The organism is Aquipseudomonas guryensis (assembly GCF_014164785.1).
Classification (GTDB): Bacteria; Pseudomonadota; Gammaproteobacteria; order Pseudomonadales; family Pseudomonadaceae; genus Aquipseudomonas; species Aquipseudomonas guryensis.
The window spans coordinates 660325-685393 of the sequence record NZ_JACJFN010000002.1 but is presented as its reverse complement, the minus strand read 5'-3'; the positions used below and the strand labels follow the sequence as shown (position 1 = coordinate 685393).

Sequence of the window (25069 nt, the reverse complement as noted above, 5' to 3'; positions counted from 1 at the left end):
GGCCCTCAGCGTATCAACATGGTTTGCGCAGTTTTCACTACAGAGTCTTCGTCGCTTGCCCGTAGCGGAACCTGCAGCCCGCGCTGCACCGCCGGACGCGCCTCGATAGTTGCCATCCAGCGCTGCAAGTGCGGCAAGCCATCGACGGCAACCCCAGCCCAGTCATGTACGCGCACCCACGGATAGGTGGCGATATCGGCAATGCTGTAGTCACCGGCAAGGTAGTCGGCTTCGCCCAGGCGCGTGTCGAGCACTTCGTACAGCCGCCGGGTTTCGTGCTGGTAGCGGTCGATGGCGCCTTGCAGTTTCTCGGGAAAGTAGCGGAAGAATACGTTGGCCTGCCCCTGCATCGGCCCGACCCCACCCATCTGGAACATCAGCCACTGGATCACCCGCGAGCGGCCCTTGGCATCAGTGGGCATGAGCTGACCAGTCTTCTCGGCCAGATAGATCAGGATGGCGCCGGACTCAAACACGGCAAAGTTGTCGTTGTCCCGATCGACTATGGCCGGGATACGTCCGTTGGGGTTGATGGCGAGAAATTGCGCGGCCTTCTGTTCCCGCTTGTCGAAGGACAAGGCATGTACCTGATAGGCCAGGCCCAGCTCCTCGAGGGCGATGGATACCTTGTGGCCATTGGGTGTCGCGGCTGTGTAGAGATCGATCATGGCGGATTCCCCTGGCAATCTGCCCAGCCTCGGCAGTTGTCAGGGGCAAGTCAAGCGCGCGGGAAGAAACGATTGAAACAGTCTGCAACCTGCTGCGCACCAGCCTCATCGTTGAGATGCAGGTGATGGCCGCCAGTCAGTTTGTGCACCTCGAAATGGCTACCTTCGAGCAACCCGGCAATTCGTGGCTCGACCGCCATATGCCCCTGCGCTGCCAGCACCAGACTGACCGGACATTGCACGCTACGCACGAACTCCTGGACATGGGCGAAGGTCAGGCGCATCACCGAGGGCAAAGTCAGGCGGATGTCGGTACGCCAGGTGTAACCGCCCGGTACCGGCTCCAGGCCGCGCTGGGCGAGCAGTTCGGCGGCTTCGCGGCTGACCGCGACCACGCCCTGCATGCGCGCCTGTACTGCACGGTCGAGATCGCCATACACCGGCTTGCGTTTGTCACGTACGGCCAGGCGGGCGCGCAACGCATCGCCCAGGCGCTTGGCCGAACCTTCGGCTTCACCGGTGAAGGGGATCAGGCCATCGATCAATGCCAGGCGCTCGATGCGCTCCGGCACGGCGGCTGCCAGCAGGGTCGAGATGATCCCGCCGAGGGAATGCCCCATCAGGCTGAAGCGCTCCCAGCCGAGCTGTTCGGCTACCAGTAACACATCCTCCAGGTACTCCCACATGCTGTAGCTGGAGTTGCTGGCGTAGTGCCCGGAATGACCGTGACCGGGAAAATCCAACGCGACGATGCGCAGCCCGTGCAGCTTGGGCGCCAGGCGCGCGTAGGTCATGGCGTTGTCCAGCCAGCCATGCAGGGCGATCACCGGGATGCCATCCTCGGGGCCGAACAGGTGTGCGGCCAGCTCCACATGCGGCAGGCTGAAACGGGTTTCCTCGACGCTGAAGGTCATGCGCTGCGCTCCATGTCCTGGCCCTGCCAACGGCTGAACAGTTCGCGCAGCAGGCGCGCGGTGTCTTGCGGACGCTCCAGGGGGAACATATGCCCGCCGGGCATGGTGTGATACTCGCCCTGGGGAACACGGTTGACCAGCCGCGCATGGTGCGCCATCACTACCCGGCTGTGCCGACCGCGCACCAGGGCCAGCGGCACCTGCAACTGCTGAGGGCGGCCGGGACTGGTGTGCGGCACGCTGCGGTAGATGCTGATCTCGGTGGCCGGATCGAAGCGCAGGCGCAAACCGTCCGTATCCGGGCGCAGGCCATGCTGTACATAGTCATCCAGGCACTGCGGATCGAATCGGCTGAACAGGGTCTTGCCGGCAAAATAGCTGCGTGCCTCGGCCAAGTCATTGAAGGCTTCGCGGCGCCCAACAGTGCGGCCAGCCGGAGTGATTCGGTCGATGAAGCCGAAGCGCTTGGCGGCGCGGATCACCATCTGATCGACGCGGGTCAGCAGCGGTGAATCGAGCATCACCACACCGCGATAAAGGTCAGGCCGGCGCAGCGCCGCATGGTAGTGCAGCACGCCGCCGAGAGAATGACCGACACCCCAGACCGCTTGTTGCTGGGCCTCGAGGTGCGCGATCAGTTCATCGACCAGGTTCTGCCAGTTGTCATCCACCGGGAAGCGCGGATCGTGGCCGTGCTGTTCCAGATGCTGCACCTGGTAGTCCGGCGCCAGGGCGGCGAACAGCTTGCCGTAGGTGGCCGAGGGAAAACCATTGGCGTGGGCGAAGAACACGGATTGCGACATGACAGTGGGCTACGCGGGAAAGATGCCTGAATTGTCGGACAGCACAGCCCGAGCAGCAATCGGCGATCGGTCTTAGATCGGAGGCACAACGGCCAAAAAACAGCAGCGACGCGCCAGCAGGCGCGTCGCAGAGGGGTTAGCAGGCTTCTGCTTGCGCCTCGCCGCGCAGCTGATCGAGCGCCGCCGCCAGCAGCAGGGTCAGCGCCACCGGCACCACCCAGCCCAGGCCCTCGTTCGCCAATGGCAGCTGGGCGAGGAAGCCCGGCAGCAGCGCTTTGAAACCAGCGGCACTGATTGCATCGGCCAGGCCGAACAGCAGAGTCACCAGCATCACCGGAATGAACACCCGCGACGCCGAGTTCCAGAAGCGGCTGAGCAGGCTCAGACCGATCAGCACGATGGCCAGCGGGTACAGACCGACCAGCACCGGTACCGACACGCTGATCAGTTGCGACAGCCCCTGGTTGGACACCAGCAGGCTGAACAGGCCGAACGCCAGCACCACCTTGCGGTAGGACACCGGCAGCAGCTCGCTGAAGTACTCGCCACAGGCGGTCAACAGGCCCACGGCAGTGGTCAGGCAGGCCAGGGTGATAACCACCGCCAACAGCAGGCTGCCCGGCGTGCCGAAGGTGAACTGCACATAGGCGGTGAGAATTTGCACGCCGTTCTGCGCATCGCCGGCAATGCCCTGGCTGGTGGCGCCAAGATAGAACAGCGACAGGTAGACCAGCGACAGACCGGCAGCGGCGATCAGGCCGGCGATCACCGAGTAGCGCGTGACCAGGCGGCTGTCGCTTACCCCGCGGCCACGGATGGCAGTGGCGATCACGATGCCGAACACCAGCGCGCCCAGGGTATCCATGGTCAGGTAGCCCTGCAGGAAGCCCTGTATCAGTGGCATGTCCTGATAGTCGGCGCTGCTCTGGCCAATCTCACCGGCCGGCGCCAGCAGCGCCGCGCCACCGAGGACCAGCAAGGCAGCGAGCAGCACCGGGGTAATGTACTTGCCGATGCGGTCGACCAATTGTCCTGGATTGAGCGAGAGGAACAGCACCACGGCGAAATAAGCGACGCTGTAGATCATCAGCGCCAGGTCACTGTTGCCGCTGAACGGCGCCACACCCATCTCGAACGACACCACCGCAGTGCGTGGCGTGGCGAACAGCGGGCCGATGGCCAGATAGACCGCCACTGCGAACAGCGTTCCGGCCTTGCGCCCCAGTGGCGCAGTCAGGTTGGCCATGCCACCGCCGACGCGGGCCAGGGCGACCACGGTGAGCAGCGGCAAGCCGACGCCGGTCAGCAGGAAACCGAGGGCGGCGGCCCACAGGTTCTCCCCCGCCGCCATACCGGCGCTGGGTGGGAAGATGATGTTGCCGGCACCAAGGAACAGGGCAAAAGTCATGAAGCCAAGGGCCAGGAGATCGGGGCCTTTCAAACGGGTCATAGCGGGAAGTACCAAGCTGGAAAACAGGGAGAAAACGCAGGTTTCCTTTGAGTTCAGGAAGCGTGCCGCGCCCGGTTCAGGCGATTCACAGGTACCCGCCGCCAGCCCTTGTGGAGCCTCGCCGGGATATATAGTTGCAAGCCTAACGATTTTATCGATGCGCCGCGTCTGACAGCGGTCGGGCTGTCGATCGGACGCAACAATCTGTCGCCCCGACACAAATTTCTGATCGAATCGACAGCAATAAAAAAGGCCACCCGAAGGTGGCCTCTTTCAGATCAAGAACACCTTAGGCGTTCTTGGCCTGCCAGCCAGTCAGCTCGGCCAGGGCCTTGCCAATGTCGGCCAGAGAACGCACGGTTTTCACACCAGCGTCCTGCAGGGCAGCGAACTTCTCGTCCGCAGTACCTTTACCACCGGAAATGATGGCGCCGGCGTGGCCCATGCGCTTGCCGGGCGGCGCGGTGACGCCAGCGATGTAGGACACCACCGGTTTGGTCACGTTGGCCTTGATGTAGGCAGCAGCTTCTTCTTCAGCGGAACCGCCGATCTCGCCGATCATCACGATCGCCTCGGTCTTCGGGTCTTCCTGGAACAGCTTCAGGATGTCGATGAAGTTGGAGCCCGGAATCGGGTCACCGCCGATGCCGACGCAGGTGGACTGACCGAAACCGGCGTCAGTGGTCTGCTTCACGGCTTCATAGGTCAGGGTGCCGGAACGCGAGACGATACCGACTTTGCCTGGCAGGTGAATGTGACCCGGCATGATGCCGATCTTGCACTCGCCGGGAGTGATCACGCCCGGGCAGTTCGGGCCGATCAGGCGTACGCCCAGCTCGTCGCACTTGACCTTGGCTTCCAGCATGTCGATGGTCGCGATGCCTTCGGTGATGCAGACGATCAGCTTGATGCCGCCGAAAGCCGCTTCCAGGATCGAGTCCTTGCAGAACGGAGCCGGAACGTAGATCACCGAAGCGGTGGCGCCGGTGGCTTCAACGGCTTCCTTGACGGTGTTGAACACCGGCAGGCCCAGGTGAGTGGTGCCGCCCTTGCCAGGAGTCACGCCGCCAACCATCTTGGTGCCGTAGGCAATGGCTTGTTCGGAGTGGAAAGTACCCTGCGAGCCGGTGAAGCCCTGGCAGATGACTTTGGTGTCTTTATTGATCAGGACGCTCATTACTTGCCCTCCGCAGCTTTGACGACTTGCTCTGCAGCGTCGGTCAGGCTGGTTGCTGCGATGATGTTCAGGCCGCTTTCGGCCAGGACCTTGGCGCCCAGTTCAGCGTTGTTGCCTTCCAGACGGACCACGACCGGAATCTTCACGCCGACTTCTTTCACGGCGCCGATGATGCCTTCGGCAATCATGTCGCAACGAACGATGCCGCCGAAGATGTTGACCAGTACGGCCGCGACATTGCTGTCGGACAGGATGATCTTGAACGCTTCGGTCACGCGCTCTTTGGTCGCGCCGCCACCTACGTCGAGGAAGTTGGCTGGCTTGCCGCCGTGCAGGTTGACGATATCCATGGTACCCATGGCCAGGCCGGCACCGTTGACCATGCAGCCAATGTTGCCTTCCAGGGCTACGTAGTTCAGTTCGAACTTGGCAGCGTGGGCTTCGCGCGGATCGTCCTGCGACGGGTCATGCATGGCGCGCAGCTTGGGCTGGCGGTACATGGCGTTGCTGTCGATGTTGATCTTGGCGTCCAGGCAGTGGAGGTTGCCGTCTTTCTTGATGACCAGCGGGTTCACTTCCAGCAGTGCCAGGTCGTAGTCCTGGAACAGCTTGGCCAGGCCAACGAAGATGTGGGTGAACTGCTTGATCTGGTCGCCTTTCAGGCCCAGTTGGAAAGCCAGCTCGCGGCCCTGGTACGGCTGAGCGCCGACCAGCGGATCGATGGTGGCCTTGAGGATCTTCTCGGGAGTGTCGTGGGCGACTTTCTCGATGTCCACGCCACCTTCGGTGGAAGCCATGAACACGATACGGCGGCTGGAACGGTCGACGACGGCGCCGAGGTACAGTTCCTTGTCGATGTCGGTGCACGACTCGACCAGGATCTTGGTGACCGGCTGACCATTGGCGTCAGTCTGGTAGGTCACCAGACGCTTGCCCAGCCACTGAGCGGCGAACGCCTTGGCGTCTTCCTTGTTACGCACCAGCTTTACACCGCCCGCTTTACCGCGGCCACCGGCGTGCACCTGGGCTTTGACAACCCACTCGCTGCCACCGATCTTTTCGCAGGCCGCAGCCGCTTCTTCCGGGGTGTCAACGGCGAAGCCAGTGGAAACCGGCAGGCCGTATTCAGCGAACAGCTGCTTACCCTGATACTCGTGAAGATTCATGCTTATCTACCGTTCTTCGTTTAGGTATTGCGCATCGGTGCTGCGCTCGAAGGCGCCGCACCACCTGTGACTGCTCTGGTTAGCAGTCCTGACGGACATTCCTGCGACACACCGTGTGGGGCTGCCGCGGGCCGTACGCCGTGGTTCTTTTCCTGCGTTTGAGCGTCTGGCCAGGGCCAGACGCCGCATGCTCTAACGTTTCTTAACGCTTCTTGCGGTTGGCAATGTGGATGGCATGGCCATTCACCGCCAGGGCCGCTTCGTGCAGCGCTTCGGACAGGGTCGGGTGCGAGAACACCATCATGCCGAGGTCTTCGGCACTGGTACCGAATTCCATGCCAATGGCGCCCTGCTGCACCAGCTCGGCCGCGCTTGGGCCGATGACATGCACGCCCAGTACGCGGTCGGTCTTGGCATCGGCGATGACCTTGACCAGACCGGCAGTGTCGTTGGCAGCCATGGCACGGCCGCTGGCAGCGAACGGGAAGGTGCCGACGTTGATTTCAACGCCCTCGCCTTTCAGCTGCTGCTCGGTCTTGCCGACCCAGGCGATTTCCGGGTGGGTGTAGATGACCGACGGCACCAGATCGTAGTTCATCTGTGCCTTGTGACCGGCGATACGCTCGGCAACCATCACGCCCTCTTCCGAGGCCTTGTGCGCCAGCATCGCGCCGCGCACCACGTCGCCGATGGCATACACGCCCGGAACGCTGGTGGCGCAGTAGTCGTCGACGAAGATGAAGCCGCGCTCGTCGAGGGTCACGCCACTATCGGCAGCCAGCAGGTTGGTGGTCACCGGGCGACGGCCAACGGCCACGATCAGCTTGTCGAAGGTCAGCTTCTGCTCACCGGTAGCGTCGGTGAAGGTCACAGTCACCTGCTTCTTCTTCACTTCGCTGCCAGTCACACGGGCACCCAGGCGGATGTCCAGACCCTGCTTGCTGAAGATCTTCAGGGCTTCCTTGGAGATCTGCTCGTCGGCGGCAGCAAGGAACTTGTCCATGGCTTCCAGCACGGTGACTTCGGCGCCCAGGCGGGCCCACACCGAACCCAGCTCCAGACCGATAACGCCAGCACCGATCACGCCGAGTTTCTTCGGCACGGCCTGGAATTCCAGAGCGCCGGTGGAGTCGACGATCACATCCTGGTCAACCGGAGCCGGCGGAATGTCGACCGGCTTGGAGCCGGAAGCGAGAATCACGTTCTCGGCTTCGACGATCTGCACGGTGCCGTCGGTGCCGGTGACTTCAACCTTCTTGCCGGCCAGCAGCTTGCCGTGGCCTTCCAGCAGGGTGACGCCATTGGATTTGAACAGGCCGGCAACACCGCCGGTGAGGTTCTTGATGATGGTGTTCTTGCGCGCGACCATCGCCGGCACATCCATGGTCACGCCTTTGGCTTCGATACCATGGATTTTGAAGCCTTCATGGGCCTCGTGATACTTGTAGGAGCTGTCCAGCAGCGCCTTGGACGGAATGCAGCCGACGTTCAGGCAGGTACCGCCGAGGGCAACCTTGCCATCCTTGTCCTGGTACTTCTCGATGCAGGCGGTCTTCAGACCGAGTTGTGCGGCCTTGATGGCGGCCACATAGCCCCCAGGGCCAGCACCAATCACTACCACGTCGAATTTCTGGGTCATAACTCATTCCTTCTCGGATAAAACCGGGCGGCCCCTTGTGAGGACCGCCGCGTGTACAGCAGCGGGATCAGATGTCCAGCAGCAGACGAGCCGGGTCTTCCAGCAGGTTCTTGATGGTCACCAGGAAGCTCACGGCTTCCTTGCCGTCGATCAGACGGTGATCGTAGGACAGCGCCAGGTACATCATCGGACGGATGACCACCTGGCCATTGATGGCCACCGGGCGCTGGATGATGTTGTGCATGCCCAGAATCGCGGCCTGCGGCGGGTTGACGATCGGCGTCGACATCATCGAACCGAAGGTACCGCCGTTGGTGATGGTGAAGGTGCCACCGGTCATTTCTTCGATCGACAGCTTGCCGTCACGGGCCTTCTTGCCGAAGGTGGCGATGCCATTCTCGACTTCGGCCAGGCTCATCAGCTCGGCGTTGCGCAGCACCGGCACCACCAGGCCACGGTCACTGGACACGGCAACGCCGATGTCCTGATAGCCGTGGTAGACGATGTCGTTACCGTCGATCGAAGCGTTGACCGCTGGGAAGCGCTTGAGCGCCTCGACGGCAGCCTTGACGAAGAACGACATGAAGCCCAGGCGCACGCCGTTGTGGGTCTTCTCGAACAGATCCTTGTACTTCGAACGCAGGGCCATGACTTCGTGCATGTCGACTTCGTTGAAGGTGGTCAGCATGGCCATGGTGGACTGGGCCTCGACCAGACGCTCGGCGACCTTGGCACGCAGGCGAGTCATCGGTACGCGCTTTTCGACGCGATCGCCAGCGGCGAATACCGGGGCATCGGCAGCTGGTGCAGCCGGTTTGGCCACCGGGGCCGGCGCTGCTTTCTTGGCAGCTACAGCGGCGACGGCGTCTTCCTTGGTCACGCGACCACCTTTACCGGTGCCGGTGATGCTGTTCGGATCGATACCACCTTCTTCGGCGATCTTGCGCGCGGCCGGCGAGAGAATCGCTTCGTCATCGCCAGCGGCCGGGGCAGCAGCAGAAGCGGCAACCGGAGCGGCAGCAGCTGGGGCAGCAGCTACTGCTGCGCCAGCGGCACCCAGCTTGCCCAGCAGCTCGCCGGAGAGCACGGTGTCGCCTTCGTTCTTGACGATTTCGGCGAGCACGCCGTCGGCTTCAGCGAGGACTTCCATCACCACCTTGTCGGTTTCGATGTCGACGATCAGCTCATCGCGCTTGACCGCATCGCCCGGCTTCTTGTGCCAGGTAGCCACGGTGCCGTCGGCAACCGATTCCGGGAAGGTTGGGGCTTTGATCTCGATAGCCATTCTGAGTGTTTCCTTAAATTCGTTTTCTTCAAGGAGGCGACGGCCCGTGCCGTCGCCTCGATACGCGAAGGCGTTAGACAGTAAAGGCGTCGTTCAGCAGTTTTTCCTGCTGTTCGGCGTGCATCGAGGCGTAACCGCAAGCCGGCGCTGCCGAAGCATCGCGGCCGGCGTACTCGAGGAACAGGCCTTTCTTGTGCGCAGAAGCGACGCGACGCATGTGGTGCTGGCTGCAGTACCAAGCGCCCTGGTTCATCGGCTCTTCCTGACACCAGACGATGTGCTTGAGGTTCTTGTACGGGGCAATCGCCTCGGCCAGATCCTCTTCCGGAAACGGATAGAGCTGCTCGATGCGCACGATGGCGATGTCTTCGCGGCCTTCGGCACGGCGCTTGGCCAGCAGGTCGTAGTAGACCTTGCCGCTGCACAGGATCAGACGCTCGACCTTCTTCGGCTCGATCGGATCGATCTCGGGAATCACGGTCTGGAACGAACCTTCGGCCAGATCTTCCAGAGTCGAGATGGCCAGCGGGTGGCGCAGCAGCGACTTGGGCGTAAGCACGACCAGCGGCTTGCGCAGCGGACGAATCACCTGACGGCGCAGCAGATGGTAGATCTGTGCCGGGGTGGTCGGCACGCAGACCTGCATGTTGTGCTCGGCGCACAGCTGCAGGTAACGCTCCAGGCGCGCAGAGCTGTGCTCCGGACCCTGCCCTTCATAACCGTGCGGCAGCAGCATGGTCAGGCCGCACAGACGGCCCCACTTGTGCTCACCACTGGAGATGAACTGGTCGAACACTACCTGGGCGCCGTTGGCGAAGTCGCCGAACTGCGCTTCCCAGATCACCAGTGCGTTGGGCACGGTGGTCGAGTAGCCGTATTCAAAAGCCAATACCGCTTCTTCGGAGAGGAAGGAGTCGTAAAGGTCGAACTTCGGCTGGCCTTCGAACAGGTTTTGCAGCGGCAGGTAAGTGCTGGCGTCCTTCTGGTTGTGCAGCGCCGCATGGCGGTGCGAGAAGGTACCGCGGCCAACGTCCTGACCGGTGATGCGCACCGGGTGACCGGCTTGCAGCAGCGTGGCGTAGGCCAGGTTCTCGGCGTAACCCCAGTTGATCGGCATGGCGCCGGCGGTCATCTTGACCCGGTCTTCCAGCACCTTGGCCACCTGACGTTGCAGAACCAGACCTTCCGGCAGGTCGAGCAGCTTGCCGGCCAGATCCTGCAGGGTCTTCAGATCGCAGCGGGTGTCGTGACGGGCAGTCCAGGCATGGCCCAGGTACGGGCGCCAGTCGACGAACAGCTCCTTGTTCGGCTCCTTGACCAGGCTCTTGACCACGTGCTGGCCGTTGTCCAGCGCGTTGCGGTACTCGTCGATCTTGCTCTGCACGCGCTCGGCGTCAAGACGGCCGCCGTTAATCAGGCTTTCCGCATACAGCTCACGGGTGGTGCGCTGCTTGGCGATCTGCTGGTACATCAGCGGCTGGGTGCCGCTCGGCTCGTCGGCCTCGTTGTGGCCACGACGACGGTAGCAGACCAGGTCGATGACCACGTCACGCTTGAACTGCATGCGGTAGTCGACGGCCAGCTGGGTGACGAACAACACGGCTTCCGGATCATCGCCATTCACATGGAAGATCGGCGCCTGGATCATCTTCGCCACGTCGGTGCAGTACTCGGTGGAGCGCGAGTCTTCCGGACGGCTGGTGGTGAAACCGACCTGGTTGTTGATCACCAGGTGAATGGTACCGCCAGTCTTGTAGCCGCGGGTCTGCGACATCTGGAAGGTTTCCATGACCACGCCCTGACCGGCAAATGCCGCGTCACCGTGGATGGAAATCGGCAGTACGGTGTCGCCGTTCGGATCGCTGCGGCGATCCTGACGGGCACGCACGGAACCCTCGACCACCGGAGAGACGATCTCCAGGTGCGAAGGGTTGAACGCCAGTGCCAGGTGCACTTCGCCGCCCGGGGTCATGACGTTGGAGGAGAACCCCTGGTGGTACTTCACGTCACCGGAAGACAGGCCGTCGACCTTCTTGCCTTCGAACTCGTCGAACAGGTCGCGCGGGTTCTTGCCGAAGGTGTTGACCAGTACGTTGAGACGGCCGCGGTGGGCCATGCCGATGACGATTTCCTTGGTACCGTAGGAACCGCTGCGCTGGATGATTTCGTCCAGCAGCGGAATCAGGCTCTCGCCGCCCTCCAGACCGAAACGCTTGGTGCCCGGGTACTTGGTGCCCAGGTACTTTTCCAGGCCTTCGGCGGCAGTCAGACGCTCAAGCAGGTGACCCTGCACTTCCGCGGAGAATGCCGGACGGCCGCGCACGCTTTCCAGACGCTGCTGGAACCACTTGCGCTGCTCGGAATCGACGATATGGGTGAACTCGGCGCCAATGGTGCGGCAATATGTCTGCTGCAGCGCCTCAAAAATTTCCCGTAAAGTCGCCTCTTCCTTGCCGATGTAAAGCTCACCGGTACGGAAGGTGGTGTCGAGGTCGGCGTTGGTCAGACCATAGTGGTTGACCGCCAGGTCAGCCGGAGCCGGACGCTGCCACAGACCCAGCGGGTCGAGCGTCGCAGCCTGATGGCCACGCATGCGGTACGCCTGAATCAGACGCAGGACTTCAACCTGCTTCTTCTCGTGCTCGCTGCTGACACTGCCGGCGGAAACCGGTTGTGCGCGGCGCTGGTTCTTGGCCAGCAGCACGAAATGATCGCGGACGGTCGAGTGCGAAACGTCGGTGGCGGCATTGCCGTCAGTCGGCAATTTCTGGAAATAGGTGCGCCACTCTTCTGGCACAGCGTTGGGATCGTGCAGGTAGAGCTCATAGAGCTCTTCCACATAGGCAGCGTTACCACCGGATAGGTGGGCACTGTCCCACATGCGCTGCATCACGCTTTCTTGCATGCTTGGTCACCCTCGGTAAGGGGACACCACCGGCGTGGAGGCCGTAATTGAGGCTCAAAGTCCTGAAGCAGCGACGGGTAAGCCACTACGGATCCCGCAGATAGTCCGGGCACCAGCCCGGATGCCCCTGCTGGTCATCAAATTCTTTTCAAGTAAGAACCGCGGCTTTGTGAGCTGCGGTTCTGGTTTTACTGCAGCAGCGGAGTTACGCCGCTGCTGCAGGTGTCACGGGTAAAACTGAATCAGGTACCGCTCTGCAGCAGCATGTTACGTACGTGGCCGATTGCCTTAGTCGGGTTGAGACCTTTCGGGCAAACGTTCACGCAGTTCATGATGCCGCGGCAACGGAACACGCTGAACGGATCGTCCAGCGAGGCCAGACGTTCTGCGGTCTTGGTGTCACGGCTATCGGCGAGGAAGCGGTAAGCCTGCAGCAGTGCAGCGGGACCGAGGAACTTGTCCGGGTTCCACCAGAAGGACGGGCAGCTGGTGGAGCAGCACGCGCACAGGATGCACTCGTACAGACCGTCCAGCTTCTCGCGCTCTTCCGGTGACTGCAGACGCTCGATGGCCGGAGCCGGCGTGTCGTTCTGCAGGAAAGGCTGCACCTTCTCGTATTGCTTGTAGAAGATGCTCATATCGACCACCAGGTCACGAATGACCGGCAAACCAGGCAGCGGGCGAATCACCAGCTTGTTGCCCTTGACCACGGTGGAGATCGGCGTGACACAAGCCAGACCGTTCTTGCCGCTGATGTTCATGCCGTCGGAACCGCACACACCTTCACGGCAGGAGCGACGGTAGGAGAAGCCCTCGTCCTGTTCCTTGATCAGGGCCAGTACGTCGAGCACCATCAGGTCCTTGCCGTCGATATCGACGGTGAAGTCCTGCATGAACGGTGCGGCATCCTTTTCCGGGTTGTAGCGATAAACGCTGACTTGCAAAGTTTTACCAAGAGACATGATGACCACCCTTAATAAGTACGTACTTTGGGTTCAAAAGCAGGAACGGTCTTCGGCGCGAAGTTCACAGCGCGCTTGGCGACACGTTTCTCACCCGGGAAGTACAGGGAGTGGCACAGCCAGTTCTCATCATCGCGATCCTCGTAGTCTTCGCGGGCATGCGCGCCACGGGACTCGGTACGGGTATCGGCGGCGATGGCAGTGGCTTCGGCCACTTCCAGCAGGTTTTGCAGTTCCAGTGCTTCGATACGCGCAGTGTTGAATGCCTGGCTCTTGTCCGCGATCTTGACGTTCGCGATCCGCTCACGCAGGTCGGCCAGTTGGGTAATACCCTTTTGCATGTACTCGCCGGTGCGGAAGACACCGAAGTAGTTTTGCATGCACTGTTGCAGTTCTTTACGCAGCGGCGCGACATCTTCGCCGGTGCTGCGTTCGTTGACGCCAGCCAGACGCTTGAGCGACTGCTCAATGTCGGTTTCGCTGGCACCGCGGACTTCCACGCCTTCTTTCAGCGCTTTTTCCAGGTGCAGACCAGCGGCACGGCCAAATACCACCAGGTCGAGCAGCGAGTTGCCGCCCAGACGGTTAGCACCGTGTACCGACACGCACGCCACTTCGCCTACAGCAAACAGGCCTTCGATGATCTTGTCGTTGCCGTTGGCATCCTGGGTGATGGCCTGACCATGAATGTTGGTCGGCACGCCGCCCATCATGTAGTGGCAGGTAGGGATCACCGGAACCGGCGCAACTACCGGATCAACGTGAGCGAAGGTCTTCGACAGCTCGCATATGCCTGGCAAGCGGCTGTGCAGCACTTCTTCGCCGAGGTGATCGAGCTTCAGCAGCACGTGATCCTTGTCCGGGCCACAGCCGTTGCCGGCGATGACTTCCTTGACCATGGAACGGGCGACCACGTCGCGGCCGGCCAAGTCTTTGGCGTTCGGCGCATAACGCTCCATGAAGCGTTCGCCATGGGCGTTGATCAGGTAACCACCCTCACCACGACAGCCTTCAGTAACCAGTACACCAGCGCCGGCGATACCGGTCGGGTGGAACTGCCACATCTCGATGTCTTGCACCGGTACACCGGCACGCAGGGCCATGCCCACGCCGTCACCGGTGTTGATCAGGGCATTGGTGGTGGAGGCGTAGATACGACCCGCACCGCCAGTGGCCAGAACCACGGCCTTGGAGCGGATATAGACTGTTTCGCCGGTTTCGATGCAGATAGCGATGGTGCCGACGATGGCGCCGTCCTGGTTCTTCACCAGATCAACCGCGTACCACTCGTTGAGGAACGAGGTACCAGCCTTGAGGTTGGCCTGGTAAAGGGTGTGCAGCAGGGCATGACCGGTACGGTCAGCTGCGGCGCAGGTACGTGCAGCCTGAGTCGGGTTGTTCGGGCCTTTGGACTGACCGCCGAACGGGCGCTGATAAATGCGGCCTTGTTCGGTACGGGAGAACGGCAGACCCATGTGCTCCAGCTCAAATACAGCTTCCGGGCCTACGGAGCACATGTATTCGATCGCGTCCTGGTCACCGATGTAGTCGGAGCCCTTGACGGTGTCGTACATGTGCCAGCGCCAATCGTCGTTCGGATCGGCCGAAGCGATTGCGCAGGTAATGCCACCCTGAGCAGATACGGTGTGCGAACGAGTCGGGAAGACCTTGGTGACTACAGCAGTCTTGTGGCCGCCCTGAGCCAGTTGCAGTGCGGCACGCATGCCTGCACCGCCGCCACCGATGATGATGGCGTCATAGGAAAGAGTACGAATGCTAGACATTAATCAGACACCCCAGAGAATCTGTACGCCCCAGACGAAGAACGCGAACATGGCAATGCCGCAGAACGCCTGGAAGAGAAAACGCACGACAGTCGCCCACTTGCCCAGCGCCATTGGCGTCAGATAGTCAGTGGAGATGGTCCACATGCCGACCCAGGCGTGTACGCCCAGGGCCACCAAGGCCAGCAGACTGAAGATGCGCATCGCCGTGTGAGCGAACAGACCGTGCCATTCGGCATAGCCGAGGCCCGGATTCACCACGAGGAAGCCGATCAGAAACAGGAAATAAGCCGCGAGAACAACCGCAGACACACGCTGGGCCATCCAGTCGTAGAGGCCCGAGCGAGAGAAGTTCGTTACGTTGGTTACCATATCCACACCCCTGCCAGCAGGATCACCACCACGGAAACCACGATGACGATTTTCGAGCCCAGCTTGCCGCCTTCCAGCGACTCGCCGACACCCATGTCCATGATCAGATGGCGTACACCGGCCACCAGGTGATACAGCAGAGCGGACAAGAGGCCCCAGACAATCAGCTTGGCCAGCGGACTGGTCAGACACGCCTTGACTTCTGCAAAGCCTTCCTCGGTGCTCAGCGACTTGTCGAGTGCAAACAGCAGCACGGCAATGCCGACAAAGAGGATGACACCGGAAACACGGTGCAGAATGGACGTATAAGCAGTGATCGGGAGTTTGATAGTCCTGAGATCTAGGTTTACAGGTCGTTGGCTATTCACGGCTTTTTTCACACTAGAGGCCCCTAACAAACAGGGCAAGTTGTCGGGAAGTGCACTGGTCAGGTACCCCTCACCAAGGGAGTGCCAACCGCCAAAACGCAGGCCCTAAAGCCCCTGACGGCCGGTCGCAGAGTATAGACAGTTAGGCAACTAATGACAACGTAAAGACCCTCGCTAAAAGCGGATTGCGCCACCTTAATAAATGGCGTATTAGCGGCACATATAGCGACCCAAAACAGGGCTGGAAGCCGTCTGCCATCTGGCTTGGCGCAAATTGACATTCAAATTTATGTCTCTATAGTGTCCCGGGCCCTGCGTGGGGGGCCGTCTGATGATTTCAAGCATAAACAGGAGGCCGAACATGGCTGACAAAAAAGCGCAGTTGATCATCGAGGGCAATGCCCCCGTAGAGCTGCCCGTTCTGACCGGCACCGTTGGTCCCGATGTAGTTGACGTACGGGGCTTAACCGCCACGGGTCGCTTCACATTTGATCCTGGCTTTATGTCGACCGCCTCTTGCGAGTCGAAAATCACCTATATCGATGGCGACCAGGGCATCCTGCTGCATCGCGGCTACCCGATCGAGCAACTGGCCGAGAAATCCGACTACCTGGAAACCTGCTTCCTGCTGTTGAACGGCGAACTGCCGACGGCCGAGCAGAAAGCCCAGTTCGTCAGCACCATCAAGAACCACACCATGGTTCACGAGCAGTTGAAGAGTTTCTTCAACGGCTTCCGCCGCGATGCCCACCCGATGGCCATCATGTGCGGCGTAGTGGGCGCCCTCTCCGCCTTCTACCACGACTCCCTGGACATCAATAACCCGCAGCATCGTGAAGTATCGGCCATGCGCCTGATCGCCAAGATGCCGACCATCGCTGCCATGGCCTACAAGTACTCCATGGGCCAGCCGATGATGTATCCGCGTAACGACCTGAACTACGCGGAAAACTTCCTGCACATGATGTTCAACACCCCGTGCGAGATCAAACCGATCAGCCCGGTACTGGCCAAGGCGATGGACCGCATCTTCGTCCTGCACGCCGACCATGAACAGAACGCCTCCACCTCCACCGTACGCCTGGCCGGTTCTTCCGGTGCCAACCCGTTCGCCTGTATCGCCGCGGGCATCGCTGCGCTGTGGGGCCCGGCACACGGCGGCGCCAACGAAGCCGTGCTGACCATGCTGGACGAGATCGGCAGCGTCGAGAACATCGACAAGTTCATCGCCAAGGCCAAGGACAAGAACGATCCGTTCAAGCTGATGGGCTTCGGTCACCGCGTTTACAAGAACCGTGACCCGCGCGCCACCGTGATGAAGAAGACCTGCGACGAAGTGCTCGGCGAGCTGGGCATCACCAACGACCCGCAGCTGCAACTGGCCATGCGCCTGGAAGAGATCGCCCTGACCGATCCGTACTTCAAGGAACGCAACCTGTACCCGAACGTCGACTTCTACTCGGGGATCATCCTCAAGGCGATCGGCATTCCGACCAGCATGTTTACCGTGATCTTCGCCCTGGCGCGCACTGTCGGCTGGATCTCGCACTGGAAGGAAATGCTCTCCAGCCCTTACAAGATCGGCCGTCCGCGCCAGCTGTACACCGGCTACGCACAGCGCGACATCGTGCCGCTGGATCAGCGCAAGTAAGCGTCGCTGCAACAAGAAAAAAGGCTGCCATTGGCAGCCTTTTTCGTTTCAGCCGTTGCTCAACGCCCCTCGGCTTTGGCTCGCAACCCCTGCAGGGTGTTGAACGGCGCATCCACCACGAAGCTGTTAGCCAGCCAGGATGGCACGCTGCCGCCCGGTTCGGTGTGCACCTGGTAAGTGACCTCAACCTCCCCCGCCGACTTCGGCACGAAGCTCCAGTAACCTTGCAGACTGCTCACGCGCACATAGTCCTTATCCAGGGGCAGGTACTGGGGCAGACCCTCCATCTTGCGGACCAGGCTGCCGTCGGCATTTACCTGGGTCACCACACGCAGGATCGAATCGCGAGCGGTCACGGGCCAAGGCATCTCGAAGCGGGTATAGACCCAACTCTCCACCCCCTCATGTTTGAGCAGCATCTGCCCGGCGCAAGCATGAATCCAGGGGCAGGAACCCTGCACATCATCCTGCAGGGCGCGCAGCCTGGCGACATCACTCTTGATCGTGGTCACACCCCGGTAGGCCTTGTATTTCGACCCTTCAACGGCACTTAGATAGACACGGATACCCTCCTCATCCTTGACCAGCTGCCAGTCTTCTGCACGCGCCAACCCGCTGGCGGCCAATATACCGAGACCACAGAATGCAGCCACACGCGTCAATCCCTTCATGGGTATTCCTTAAGCAAGAAAAACAGTCGGCAGAAAGTGCTGACCGTATGAACATCACTATGCTGTGGCCTGTTCCAGCCAGCCCAACAGACGAATCGCCTCCTCCCGACTCTCGCCACACACCACAGGGTCGGCACTGAAGCCAGAACAAACGGCAGGACGCTCGGCCTGACCGAAGATGGCGCAGAGATTATCGAGCGTCAGATGGATACAACGCTGCCCCGCGGCCTTGCCATCGGGCATGCCGGGGATCGGCGAACTGATGGAAGGGGCGATGCAGCAAGCACCGCAACCCGCACGGCAATTCATGGCAACAAAACCTCTGAACAGTCTGATCAGCTAAGACAGCCGATTTTATCCGTGGTGCCGAAAAAACGCAGCCTGACCAGGCTTGTCGCACCGGCAACGCCTGACTAGGCTGGCCCAGGAATGTTAAGGAGCGCTGGCATGCCCATCTGGCTACAAACCGCAGTGATGCTGACCCTGTCGAACATTTTCATGACCTTCGCCTGGTACGGCCACCTCAAGTCCCTAGGCCACAAACCCTGGTACATCGCCGCCCTGATCTGCTGGGGCATTGCCCTGTTCGAATACCTGATCATGGTGCCGGCCAACCGCCTCGGTTACACCGAGCTTTCGGTCGGCCAGCTGAAGATCATGCAGGAGGTCATCACCCTGGCGGTGTTCGTGCCCTTCAGCTTGTTGTACATGCAGCAACCGCTGAAGCTTGACTACCTGTGGGCCGGTTTGTGCCTGTTGGGTGCGGTGTACTTTATCTTTCGCAGCTGATCAGCCTTTAGGCACCTGCTTGAGTCGCGCCAGCAGGCTGGAGGTGTCCCAACGTCCACCGCCCATGGCCTGCACATCCGCATAGAACTGATCGACCAGCGCCGTCACCGGCAGTTGCGCGCCGTTGCGGCGGGCCTCGTCCAGCAGGATCGACAGGTCCTTGCGCATCCAGTCCACCGCGAAACCGAAATCAAACTTGCCGGCCAGCATGGTCTGGTGACGGTTTTCCAGCTGCCAGGACTGTGCAGCGCCCTTGCTGATCACCTCCATCGCCGCATGCCCGTCGAGCCCTGCGCACTGGGCAAAATGCAGCGCCTCGGCCAGCCCCTGGACCAGGCCGCCGATGCAGATCTGGTTGACCATCTTGGTCAGTTGCCCGCTACCCACCGGGCCCATCAGCTTGACCATCTTGGCGTAGCTGTCGATCACCGGCGCGGCGCGCTCGTAGAAGGCCTGCTCGCCGCCGACCATTACCGTCAGCACGCCATTCTCGGCGCCGGCCTGACCGCCCGACACCGGCGCATCGAGAAAACCCAGCTCGCGCTCGGCAGCCAGCACCGCCAGCTCACGGGCGACATCCGCCGAGGCCGTAGTGTGGTCGACCAGCACGCTACCTGGCGCCATGCCGGCAAAGGCTCCGTCGACGCCGAGCACCACGCTGCGCAGATCGTCATCATTGCCCACGCAAGTCATCACCAGCTCGGCGCCCTGCGCCGCTTCACGCGGGGTCGCCGCCGACTCGCCGGCAAACTGCGCAACCCACGCCGCCGCTTTGGCAGCCGAGCGGTTGTACACACAGACCTGATGCCCCTTGCGCGCCAGATGCCCGGCCATGGGGAAGCCCATTACGCCCAGCCCGATAAACGTCACCTTCGCCATGCACACCTCCGTCATCAATGGACGCAAGCATAGCCTGCCACCTGGGGTGCCCGGCCAGCACAGCGGTGCAGGAAAACTGTATGGATATCGTTTTGCCCAAACGCCGCGCAACTCCCATACTGCCCGCAAGCAATGGAGGGCCTATGCGCAACTGGTTGGTAATCGACCTGGAAGCCACTACCGAAGAAGGTGGCTGGCCAGTGGAAGACATGGAAATCATCGAGATCGGTGCCAGCCTGGTGGCGGCCGATGGCCACGAACTGGACCACTTCCAGCGCTTCGTGCGTCCACTGCGCCGCCCCTGCCTGACCAGTTTCTGCCGGGAACTGACGCATATCAGCCAGGCCAATATCGACAGCGCCGCGCCGCTGACGAGCGTCTGGCCGAAATTCGAACGCTGGCTGGAACCGCACCTGGGCAAACTGACAGGCTGGGCCAGCTGGGGTGACTACGACCGTCGTCAGTTTGAACTGGAATGGCAGCGCCATGGCCTGCACAGCACCCTGCTGCAATATCCGCATGCCAACCTCAAACAGCGCTTCGCCGAGGCCCGTCAGCTCAAACGTGCCGTCGGCCTGCACATGGCCCTGCAACTGGCTGGCCTGAGCTTTCAGGGCCAACAGCACCGCGCCCTGGAAGACGCACGCAATACCGCGCGCCTACTGCCGCTGATCTTTCCCGGCTAAAGCCCGCCAAGTCCGTGACGGAGCGCGTCGCCTTGGGCATACTGACGGGCCCTTTTTCACCCCTTCGAGGAACCCCGCATGTTCAAGGTCAACGAGTACTTCGACGGCACCGTCAAATCCATCGGCTTCGCCATGAATGAAGGCCCGGCCACTGTCGGCGTGATGGCCCCTGGCGAATACGAATTCGGCACCAGCCAGCTGGAAATCATGCATGTGGTCGCCGGCGCCCTGACTGTCAAGCTGCCGGGCAGCGACAACTGGGAAACCTTTGCCGCCGGCAGCCAGTTCACTGTGCCGGCCAACAGCAAGTTCCAGCTGAAAGTTGCGATTGATACTGCCTATCTCTGCGAATATCGCTGAGTTAGGCCGCTCTGCAGAACCGGCCCCGGTGGCCGGTTTTTTTATCCTTGCAAAACGACCGACCAGTCATGTTTACGGAAAGCCCTATGCCCCGCTCCCGCGCCATTCTTCTGCCGATTCTCCTGCTCTTGGTGGCAATGGTCTCCATCCAGAGCGGTGCGTCCCTGGCCAAGGGCCTGTTCCCGTTGATCGGCGCCGAAGGCACCACCGCCCTGCGCCTGAGTCTTGGTGCGCTGATCCTCTGCCTGGTCATGCGCCCCTGGCGCACACCGGTCAATTTCTCCGCCTGGCCGTCGCTGCTGGGTTATGGCTTGTCGCTGGGCAGCATGAACCTGCTGTTCTACATGTCGCTGAAGACCATTCCTCTCGGCATCGCCGTCGCCCTGGAGTTCACTGGGCCGCTGGCCCTGGCGTTGTTTGCCTCGCGCCGGCTGCTGGATTTCGTCTGGATCGCCCTGGCGGTGTTCGGCCTCTGGCTGTTGCTGCCCACCGAACAAACCAGCGCCCATCTGGACCCGCTGGGCATGGCCCTGGCCCTGGGCGCCGGGGTGTGCTGGGCGCTATACATCGTCTTCGGGCAGAAGGCTGGAGCCGCCCACGGCGCGCAGACCGTGGCGTTTGGCACCATAGTGGCGGCACTGCTGGTGTTTCCGATCGGCCTCTGGCAGAACGGCAGCACACTGTTTTCCCTGGACCTCCTACCCATCGCCCTCGGCGTCGCACTGCTCTCCTCGGCCCTGCCCTACAGCCTGGAGATGATCGCCCTGACCCGCCTGCCAGCGCGTACCTTCAGCATCCTGATGAGCATGGAGCCAGCAGTTGCCGCGCTGATCGGCCTGCTGGTGCTCAGCGAGCGCCTGAGTGGCAACCAGTGGCTGGCCATTGGCGCGATCATCATCGCCTCGGTCGGCGCGGCGGCGACCAGCCGGGGGAAACCGGTGCCACCGGTCGAGCATTAAGCCCTCAGGGGCGCCGTCGCCGCGCCCAGAACAGCCCGACGATCTTCCAGGCCCGCCCTCCATCCAGGCGACGTGCCGGCCACAGGTTGCCGCAGGCGATAAACAGGTTGAAGAAACCGAGGAAGATCGCCACCGGGCCGTAATACCCCAAATCCGGGCCCAGCAGCGGCAATGGCAATAGCACCAGAGCCGCCACGCTGAACTGTGCCAGCACACCACCCCAAGCCACCTTGACCTCATCGAGAAAGTCCGCCGGCTTCTGGAATTGACACAGGCCGTGGAAGAACCCCAGCTGCACGGTGAACACCCGCAGGCCCAGGCGATTGGCAACGAAGGCATGGCCCCACTCGTGGATCAGGATGATTGCCAGGTAGCAAAGCGTTGCCATGCCCCCATAGAGCCCATACTCCGCTGCCCAGATCAGGCAGAGCCCGGCAAACAGCCCCACTGACCAATGCACGAAAACCGGAGCCGTGTAGATACGCAGCCACGGCACCAGCAGGTAGCCGTTGTTCATACCGATACGCCGGCCTCGGGCAACATCCGCAACTCACTGCTGATCGCCAACCCCTCCAGCTCAGCCAGGTACTCCTCCAGCGTCAGTAGGCCGAGACAGGGCAGCGCGCCGCGCGTGGCGAGAGTGCCGGCGGCCAGCTTGCGCGCCAGGGCGACCGCGGCCATGCAGGGAATGTTCGGACCATCGTTGTGCAGCGCCTGCAGTTCCCAGCACAGGGTTTGCGCCTGATTTGCCTGATCCAGGCCCTGCAGGCGCACGAACATGCCGCTCAGGCCATCACCCAGGGGTTCGACCAACACGGCGCCACGCCGGAGCAGACCGGCCAGCGGCACACCACTGCGTAGCAGGCCGCCGCGCACCAGCCAGGACAGCAGCCAGGTGCCGAACTGGGTCAGGCGCAGGCCGACGCCAGCCGAGAAGCGCACGCTGCGCACGCCCGGATAACGCGCCGGAAACAGCTGCAAATCGGGGATATCGCAGTTGCCCACCCAGCGCCGACCCAGCGGCGCGGCGAAGTCATGCGAACTGAGATCTTGCCAGCCATAAACCGCCTGCCAGGCACCATCACGCCACTGCTGAAAGGGTTTGCCGCAGTAATTGAGCACCGCCGCCAGGGTCGAGACACCCGGCGTCTTCTCCGATGAACTGATGCCATGCCAGATCGCATCCAGCCGCGAGAAGCGTGGCAGCAGGCTGTCGATCACCGCGGCACTGAGTGCCGGCACCGAGCTGGCGCCGCCACAGACCAATACGCCGGCCGCTTGCGCCGCCTGATCCAGTGCACCGATGCCACAGACGAACTCGCGGGCATCGGCCAGGTCGACGTAATGCGCGCCCGCCGCGATGCAGGCCTCCGCCACCCGGTAGTCCTGGTTCTGGAATGGCCCGGCAGTGGAAATTACCAGCTGCGCCCCCAACTCGCGCAAACGCTCGGCCAGATCGGCCTGGTTCATGTCCAGGCACACGGCCTGGCTGCCGGTTTCTGCCGCCAGCGCCTCGGCCTTGGCCAGATCACGCCCGGCCACCCACACGCGAATGCCGGCAATGCTGCACAGGCGCAGAACGATCACCGTGCCGAAATTGCCATAGCCGCCCAGCACCACCACCCGATAATCCGTCACCCGCCCTACTCCTTGTTCAGCCAGCGTCATTGCTGTCGCTATTGAACTGCAGCTCGGCTAGCCGCGCATACAGCGGATTGCTCGCCACCAGTTCGTTATGGGTGCCGATGGCCACCAGCTTGCCATGCTCGATCACCGCGATGCGGTCGGCACTCTTCACCGTGGCCAGGCGGTGGGCGATCACCAGGGTGGTGCGGCCCTGCATCAGGGTCGGCAAGGCCTGCTGGATCAGGTGTTCGCTTTCCGCATCCAGGGCGCTGGTGGCCTCATCCAGCAGCAGGATCGGCGCATCCACCAACAGCGCGCGGGCAATCGCCAGGCGCTGACGCTGGCCGCCGGACAGACCCAAGCCGGCATCGCCCAGGTGGGTCTGGTAACCCTGCGGCAGACGCTGGATAAACTCGTGGGCATGCGCCGCGCGCGCCGCTGCCTCGACCTCGGCCTGGCTGGCCTCGGGTTTGCCGTAGCGCAGGTTGTCTTCCACGCTGCCGTAAAACAGCGCCGGATTCTGCGACACCAGGGCAAAGCAGCGGCGCAGATCAGTCGGATCGAGCCGGTCAATGGCCACACCCTCGACCAGAATCCTGCCTTGCTGCGGGTCGAAGAAGCGCAACAGCAGGTCGAACAGGGTCGATTTGCCGGCCCCGGACGGCCCGACCAGGGCCAGGGTCTCACCGGCACGCACCGTGAGACTGATGCCATCCACGGCGAAATGCTCGGGCCGCGACGGGTAAGCAAAGCGCAGATCCTCCAGCACCAGCTCACCGCTGATCCGCGTCGGCAAACGCTGCAGATCGCTGCTGGGCGCGGTGATGGCATTGTCCGTCTGCAGCAGCTCGGCGATGCGCTCGGCGGCGCCGGCAGCGCTCTGCAGCTCGCCGATCACCTCGCTGACCGCACCGAAGGCCATGCCGACAATCAGGCTGTAGAACACGAAGGCGGCCAGGTCGCCGCCGGAAATCTTCCCGGCAATCACGTCCATGCCACCGACCCAGAGCATCACCCCGACCGCGCCGAGCACCAGCACGATAACCACGGTGATCAGCCAGGCGCGCTGCTTGATACGCTTGCGCGCCGTGTCGAAGGCCGCCTCCACCGTCAGACCGAAGCGGGTCTTGTCCTGGGCCTGGTGGTTGTAGGCCTGCACGGTCTTGATCTGGCCGAGGGTTTCGCCGACATAGCTGCCAACATCGGCCACGCGGTCCTGAGTCTGCCGCGACAGAGCACGCACGCGGCGGCCGAAGATCAGGATCGGCGCCACCACCAGCGGCAAAGCGACTATGACGATGGCGCTGAGTTTGGGGTTGGTGACGAACAGCAGAACGATGCCGCCGAGCATCATGATGATGTTGCGCAGGGCCATCGACAGCGAGGAGCCGATCACCGTCTGCAGCAGCGTGGTGTCGGCGGTCAGCCGCGACTGGATCTCCGAGGCGCGGTTGCTCTCGTAGAAGCCCGGATGCAGTTCGATCAGGTGGTTGAACACGCGCTTGCGGATATCGGCGACAAAGCGCTCGCCGATCCACGACACCAGGTAGAAACGGGTGAACGTACCGACCGCGAGGGCCAGCACCAGGGCGAAGAACAGCCCGATCGACTGGTTCAGCGCCTGCTGCGACTGAGTCGCCAGGCCTTGGTCGACCAGCAGGCGAATGCCCTGGCCCATGGACAGGGTGATGGCGGCGGTGAACATCAAGGCCAGCAAGGCACCCAGCACCCGCCAGCGATACGGCGCAACGAAGCGTGCAGCCATGCGCAAGGCAGTACGCTGGCGGGAAGACAGGATCGACGGCATGCGGTTCTCGCAGACAGGCCCATGGCCCGGATTAGTCGGTTGCCGCATGCCGCCATGAGCCAGCAGTGGCTTGTTCACCGGTACAGGCCGGCCTGTTACAGCAGATGGGGGCTGTACGGCAACAGATCAAGCCAGCAGTGTCTGGTGC

At 62.1% G+C, this 25069-nt stretch carries 24 protein-coding genes; 5 read left to right on the top strand and 19 right to left on the bottom strand.

Going from position 1 to position 25069, the window contains the following annotated elements; genetic code table 11:
• Positions 1-5 precede the first annotated feature (5 nt).
• From H3H45_RS10950 to sdhC, 13 genes are all read right to left on the bottom strand, one after another.
• On the bottom strand, positions 6-668 hold the full coding sequence (locus H3H45_RS10950) for a glutathione S-transferase family protein (RefSeq protein WP_182833750.1): 663 nt from the start codon (positions 666-668) through the stop codon (positions 6-8).
• A gap of 50 nt (positions 669-718) precedes the next feature.
• Positions 719-1582, bottom strand: a complete 864-nt coding sequence (locus H3H45_RS10945; protein ID WP_182833749.1) for an alpha/beta fold hydrolase — start codon at positions 1580-1582, stop codon at positions 719-721.
• Positions 1579-2385 (bottom strand): alpha/beta fold hydrolase, encoded by an 807-nt coding sequence (locus tag H3H45_RS10940; protein WP_182833748.1) that lies wholly within the window; start codon positions 2383-2385, stop codon positions 1579-1581. The genes H3H45_RS10945 and H3H45_RS10940 overlap by 4 nt, the downstream gene beginning before the upstream one ends.
• 136 nt (positions 2386-2521) lie before the next feature.
• Positions 2522-3835, bottom strand: a complete 1314-nt coding sequence (gene brnQ, locus H3H45_RS10935; protein WP_182833747.1) for a branched-chain amino acid transport system II carrier protein — start codon at positions 3833-3835, stop codon at positions 2522-2524.
• Positions 3836-4124: 289 nt separating this feature from the next.
• A complete protein-coding gene (sucD, locus tag H3H45_RS10930; protein WP_182833746.1) occupies positions 4125-5012 on the bottom strand; it encodes a succinate--CoA ligase subunit alpha in 888 nt (295 codons plus the stop codon).
• Positions 5012-6178 carry an ADP-forming succinate--CoA ligase subunit beta gene (gene sucC / locus H3H45_RS10925; RefSeq protein ID WP_182833745.1) on the bottom strand — a complete coding sequence of 389 codons (1167 nt, stop codon included), beginning with the start codon at positions 6176-6178 and terminating at the stop codon, positions 5012-5014. The genes sucD and sucC overlap by 1 nt, the downstream gene beginning before the upstream one ends.
• A 202-nt stretch (positions 6179-6380) precedes the next feature.
• Positions 6381-7817, bottom strand: coding sequence for a dihydrolipoyl dehydrogenase (lpdA, locus tag H3H45_RS10920; RefSeq protein ID WP_182833744.1), 1437 nt, complete (start codon positions 7815-7817; stop codon positions 6381-6383).
• A gap of 67 nt (positions 7818-7884) precedes the next feature.
• The gene (odhB, locus tag H3H45_RS10915; RefSeq protein WP_182833743.1) at positions 7885-9102 is read right to left on the bottom strand and encodes a 2-oxoglutarate dehydrogenase complex dihydrolipoyllysine-residue succinyltransferase; all 1218 of its coding nucleotides are present in this window, start codon (positions 9100-9102) and stop codon (positions 7885-7887) included.
• A 73-nt stretch (positions 9103-9175) separates the two neighbouring features.
• Entirely contained in the window at positions 9176-12007 is a 2832-nt protein-coding gene (locus H3H45_RS10910) for a 2-oxoglutarate dehydrogenase E1 component (protein WP_182833742.1), read from the bottom strand.
• Between the two features lie 242 nt (positions 12008-12249).
• Complete coding sequence (locus H3H45_RS10905) at positions 12250-12969, bottom strand: succinate dehydrogenase iron-sulfur subunit (protein ID WP_182833741.1); 720 nt, start codon at positions 12967-12969, stop codon at positions 12250-12252.
• A gap of 11 nt (positions 12970-12980) precedes the next feature.
• Entirely contained in the window at positions 12981-14753 is a 1773-nt protein-coding gene (gene sdhA / locus H3H45_RS10900) for a succinate dehydrogenase flavoprotein subunit (protein ID WP_182833740.1), read from the bottom strand.
• Positions 14754-14756: 3 nt separating this feature from the next.
• A complete protein-coding gene (sdhD, locus tag H3H45_RS10895; RefSeq protein ID WP_173206186.1) occupies positions 14757-15125 on the bottom strand; it encodes a succinate dehydrogenase, hydrophobic membrane anchor protein in 369 nt (122 codons plus the stop codon).
• Positions 15119-15505 carry a succinate dehydrogenase, cytochrome b556 subunit gene (gene sdhC, locus H3H45_RS10890; RefSeq protein WP_182833739.1) on the bottom strand — a complete coding sequence of 129 codons (387 nt, stop codon included), beginning with the start codon at positions 15503-15505 and terminating at the stop codon, positions 15119-15121. Before sdhC ends, sdhD begins: the two co-directional genes overlap by 7 nt.
• A 349-nt stretch (positions 15506-15854) precedes the next feature.
• Between sdhC and gltA the strand changes: the two genes are divergently transcribed.
• Positions 15855-17144, top strand: coding sequence for a citrate synthase (gene gltA / locus H3H45_RS10885; protein WP_182833738.1), 1290 nt, complete (start codon positions 15855-15857; stop codon positions 17142-17144).
• Positions 17145-17203: 59 nt separating this feature from the next.
• On the opposite strand, the gene H3H45_RS10880 is transcribed toward gltA, so the two are convergent.
• Positions 17204-17815: an START domain-containing protein gene (locus H3H45_RS10880; RefSeq protein ID WP_182833737.1), complete on the bottom strand. Its 612-nt coding sequence runs from the start codon at positions 17813-17815 to the stop codon at positions 17204-17206.
• A gap of 57 nt (positions 17816-17872) precedes the next feature.
• A complete protein-coding gene (locus H3H45_RS10875; RefSeq protein ID WP_182833736.1) occupies positions 17873-18124 on the bottom strand; it encodes a YkgJ family cysteine cluster protein in 252 nt (83 codons plus the stop codon).
• 138 nt (positions 18125-18262) lie between these two features.
• Between H3H45_RS10875 and H3H45_RS10870 the strand changes: the two genes are divergently transcribed.
• Positions 18263-18604, top strand: coding sequence for a DMT family protein (locus H3H45_RS10870; protein WP_182833735.1), 342 nt, complete (start codon positions 18263-18265; stop codon positions 18602-18604).
• Here the strand turns inward: H3H45_RS10870 and H3H45_RS10865 are convergent, their stop codons facing one another.
• The gene (locus H3H45_RS10865) at positions 18605-19483 is read right to left on the bottom strand and encodes an NAD(P)-dependent oxidoreductase (RefSeq protein ID WP_182833734.1); all 879 of its coding nucleotides are present in this window, start codon (positions 19481-19483) and stop codon (positions 18605-18607) included.
• 143 nt (positions 19484-19626) lie between these two features.
• Here H3H45_RS10865 and H3H45_RS10860 point away from each other — a divergent pair, with 143 nt between their 5' ends.
• From H3H45_RS10860 to rhtA, 3 genes are all read left to right on the top strand, one after another.
• A complete protein-coding gene (locus H3H45_RS10860) occupies positions 19627-20169 on the top strand; it encodes an exonuclease domain-containing protein (RefSeq protein WP_182833733.1) in 543 nt (180 codons plus the stop codon).
• Positions 20170-20247: 78 nt separating this feature from the next.
• Positions 20248-20529, top strand: coding sequence for a pyrimidine/purine nucleoside phosphorylase (gene ppnP, locus H3H45_RS10855; RefSeq protein WP_182833732.1), 282 nt, complete (start codon positions 20248-20250; stop codon positions 20527-20529).
• Between the two features lie 86 nt (positions 20530-20615).
• The gene (rhtA, locus tag H3H45_RS10850; protein ID WP_182833731.1) at positions 20616-21488 is read left to right on the top strand and encodes a threonine/homoserine exporter RhtA; all 873 of its coding nucleotides are present in this window, start codon (positions 20616-20618) and stop codon (positions 21486-21488) included.
• Positions 21489-21492: 4 nt separating this feature from the next.
• Here the strand turns inward: rhtA and H3H45_RS10845 are convergent, their stop codons facing one another.
• From H3H45_RS10845 to H3H45_RS10835, 3 genes are read right to left on the bottom strand one after another with little or no spacing between them, the layout of a single operon-like run.
• Complete coding sequence (locus H3H45_RS10845; RefSeq protein WP_182833730.1) at positions 21493-22005, bottom strand: zinc metalloprotease; 513 nt, start codon at positions 22003-22005, stop codon at positions 21493-21495.
• Complete coding sequence (locus H3H45_RS10840) at positions 22002-23126, bottom strand: saccharopine dehydrogenase family protein (RefSeq protein WP_328822311.1); 1125 nt, start codon at positions 23124-23126, stop codon at positions 22002-22004. Before H3H45_RS10840 ends, H3H45_RS10845 begins: the two co-directional genes overlap by 4 nt.
• Positions 23127-23142: 16 nt before the next feature.
• A complete protein-coding gene (locus tag H3H45_RS10835; protein WP_182833728.1) occupies positions 23143-24921 on the bottom strand; it encodes an ABC transporter transmembrane domain-containing protein in 1779 nt (592 codons plus the stop codon).
• Positions 24922-25069: the final 148 nt, after the last annotated feature.

What these genes read in the sequence shown, in the direction of transcription:
- H3H45_RS10950 (WP_182833750.1), bottom strand. Translation starts at nt 668, where the DNA reads ATGATCGATCTCTACACAGCCGCGACACCCAATGGCCACAAGGTATCC.
- H3H45_RS10945 (WP_182833749.1), bottom strand. Translation starts at nt 1,582, where the DNA reads ATGACCTTCAGCGTCGAGGAAACCCGTTTCAGCCTGCCGCATGTGGAG.
- H3H45_RS10940 (WP_182833748.1), bottom strand. Translation starts at nt 2,385, where the DNA reads ATGTCGCAATCCGTGTTCTTCGCCCACGCCAATGGTTTTCCCTCGGCC.
- brnQ (WP_182833747.1), bottom strand. Translation starts at nt 3,835, where the DNA reads ATGACCCGTTTGAAAGGCCCCGATCTCCTGGCCCTTGGCTTCATGACT.
- sucD (WP_182833746.1), bottom strand. Translation starts at nt 5,012, where the DNA reads ATGAGCGTCCTGATCAATAAAGACACCAAAGTCATCTGCCAGGGCTTC.
- sucC (WP_182833745.1), bottom strand. Translation starts at nt 6,178, where the DNA reads ATGAATCTTCACGAGTATCAGGGTAAGCAGCTGTTCGCTGAATACGGC.
- lpdA (WP_182833744.1), bottom strand. Translation starts at nt 7,817, where the DNA reads ATGACCCAGAAATTCGACGTGGTAGTGATTGGTGCTGGCCCTGGGGGC.
- odhB (WP_182833743.1), bottom strand. Translation starts at nt 9,102, where the DNA reads ATGGCTATCGAGATCAAAGCCCCAACCTTCCCGGAATCGGTTGCCGAC.
- H3H45_RS10910 (WP_182833742.1), bottom strand. Translation starts at nt 12,007, where the DNA reads ATGCAAGAAAGCGTGATGCAGCGCATGTGGGACAGTGCCCACCTATCC.
- H3H45_RS10905 (WP_182833741.1), bottom strand. Translation starts at nt 12,969, where the DNA reads ATGTCTCTTGGTAAAACTTTGCAAGTCAGCGTTTATCGCTACAACCCG.
- sdhA (WP_182833740.1), bottom strand. Translation starts at nt 14,753, where the DNA reads ATGTCTAGCATTCGTACTCTTTCCTATGACGCCATCATCATCGGTGGC.
- sdhD (WP_173206186.1), bottom strand. Translation starts at nt 15,125, where the DNA reads ATGGTAACCAACGTAACGAACTTCTCTCGCTCGGGCCTCTACGACTGG.
- gltA (WP_182833738.1), top strand. Translation starts at nt 15,855, where the DNA reads ATGGCTGACAAAAAAGCGCAGTTGATCATCGAGGGCAATGCCCCCGTA.
- H3H45_RS10880 (WP_182833737.1), bottom strand. Translation starts at nt 17,815, where the DNA reads ATGAAGGGATTGACGCGTGTGGCTGCATTCTGTGGTCTCGGTATATTG.
- H3H45_RS10875 (WP_182833736.1), bottom strand. Translation starts at nt 18,124, where the DNA reads ATGAATTGCCGTGCGGGTTGCGGTGCTTGCTGCATCGCCCCTTCCATC.
- H3H45_RS10870 (WP_182833735.1), top strand. Translation starts at nt 18,263, where the DNA reads ATGCCCATCTGGCTACAAACCGCAGTGATGCTGACCCTGTCGAACATT.
- H3H45_RS10865 (WP_182833734.1), bottom strand. Translation starts at nt 19,483, where the DNA reads ATGGCGAAGGTGACGTTTATCGGGCTGGGCGTAATGGGCTTCCCCATG.
- H3H45_RS10860 (WP_182833733.1), top strand. Translation starts at nt 19,627, where the DNA reads ATGCGCAACTGGTTGGTAATCGACCTGGAAGCCACTACCGAAGAAGGT.
- ppnP (WP_182833732.1), top strand. Translation starts at nt 20,248, where the DNA reads ATGTTCAAGGTCAACGAGTACTTCGACGGCACCGTCAAATCCATCGGC.
- rhtA (WP_182833731.1), top strand. Translation starts at nt 20,616, where the DNA reads ATGCCCCGCTCCCGCGCCATTCTTCTGCCGATTCTCCTGCTCTTGGTG.
- H3H45_RS10845 (WP_182833730.1), bottom strand. Translation starts at nt 22,005, where the DNA reads ATGAACAACGGCTACCTGCTGGTGCCGTGGCTGCGTATCTACACGGCT.
- H3H45_RS10835 (WP_182833728.1), bottom strand. Translation starts at nt 24,921, where the DNA reads ATGCCGTCGATCCTGTCTTCCCGCCAGCGTACTGCCTTGCGCATGGCT.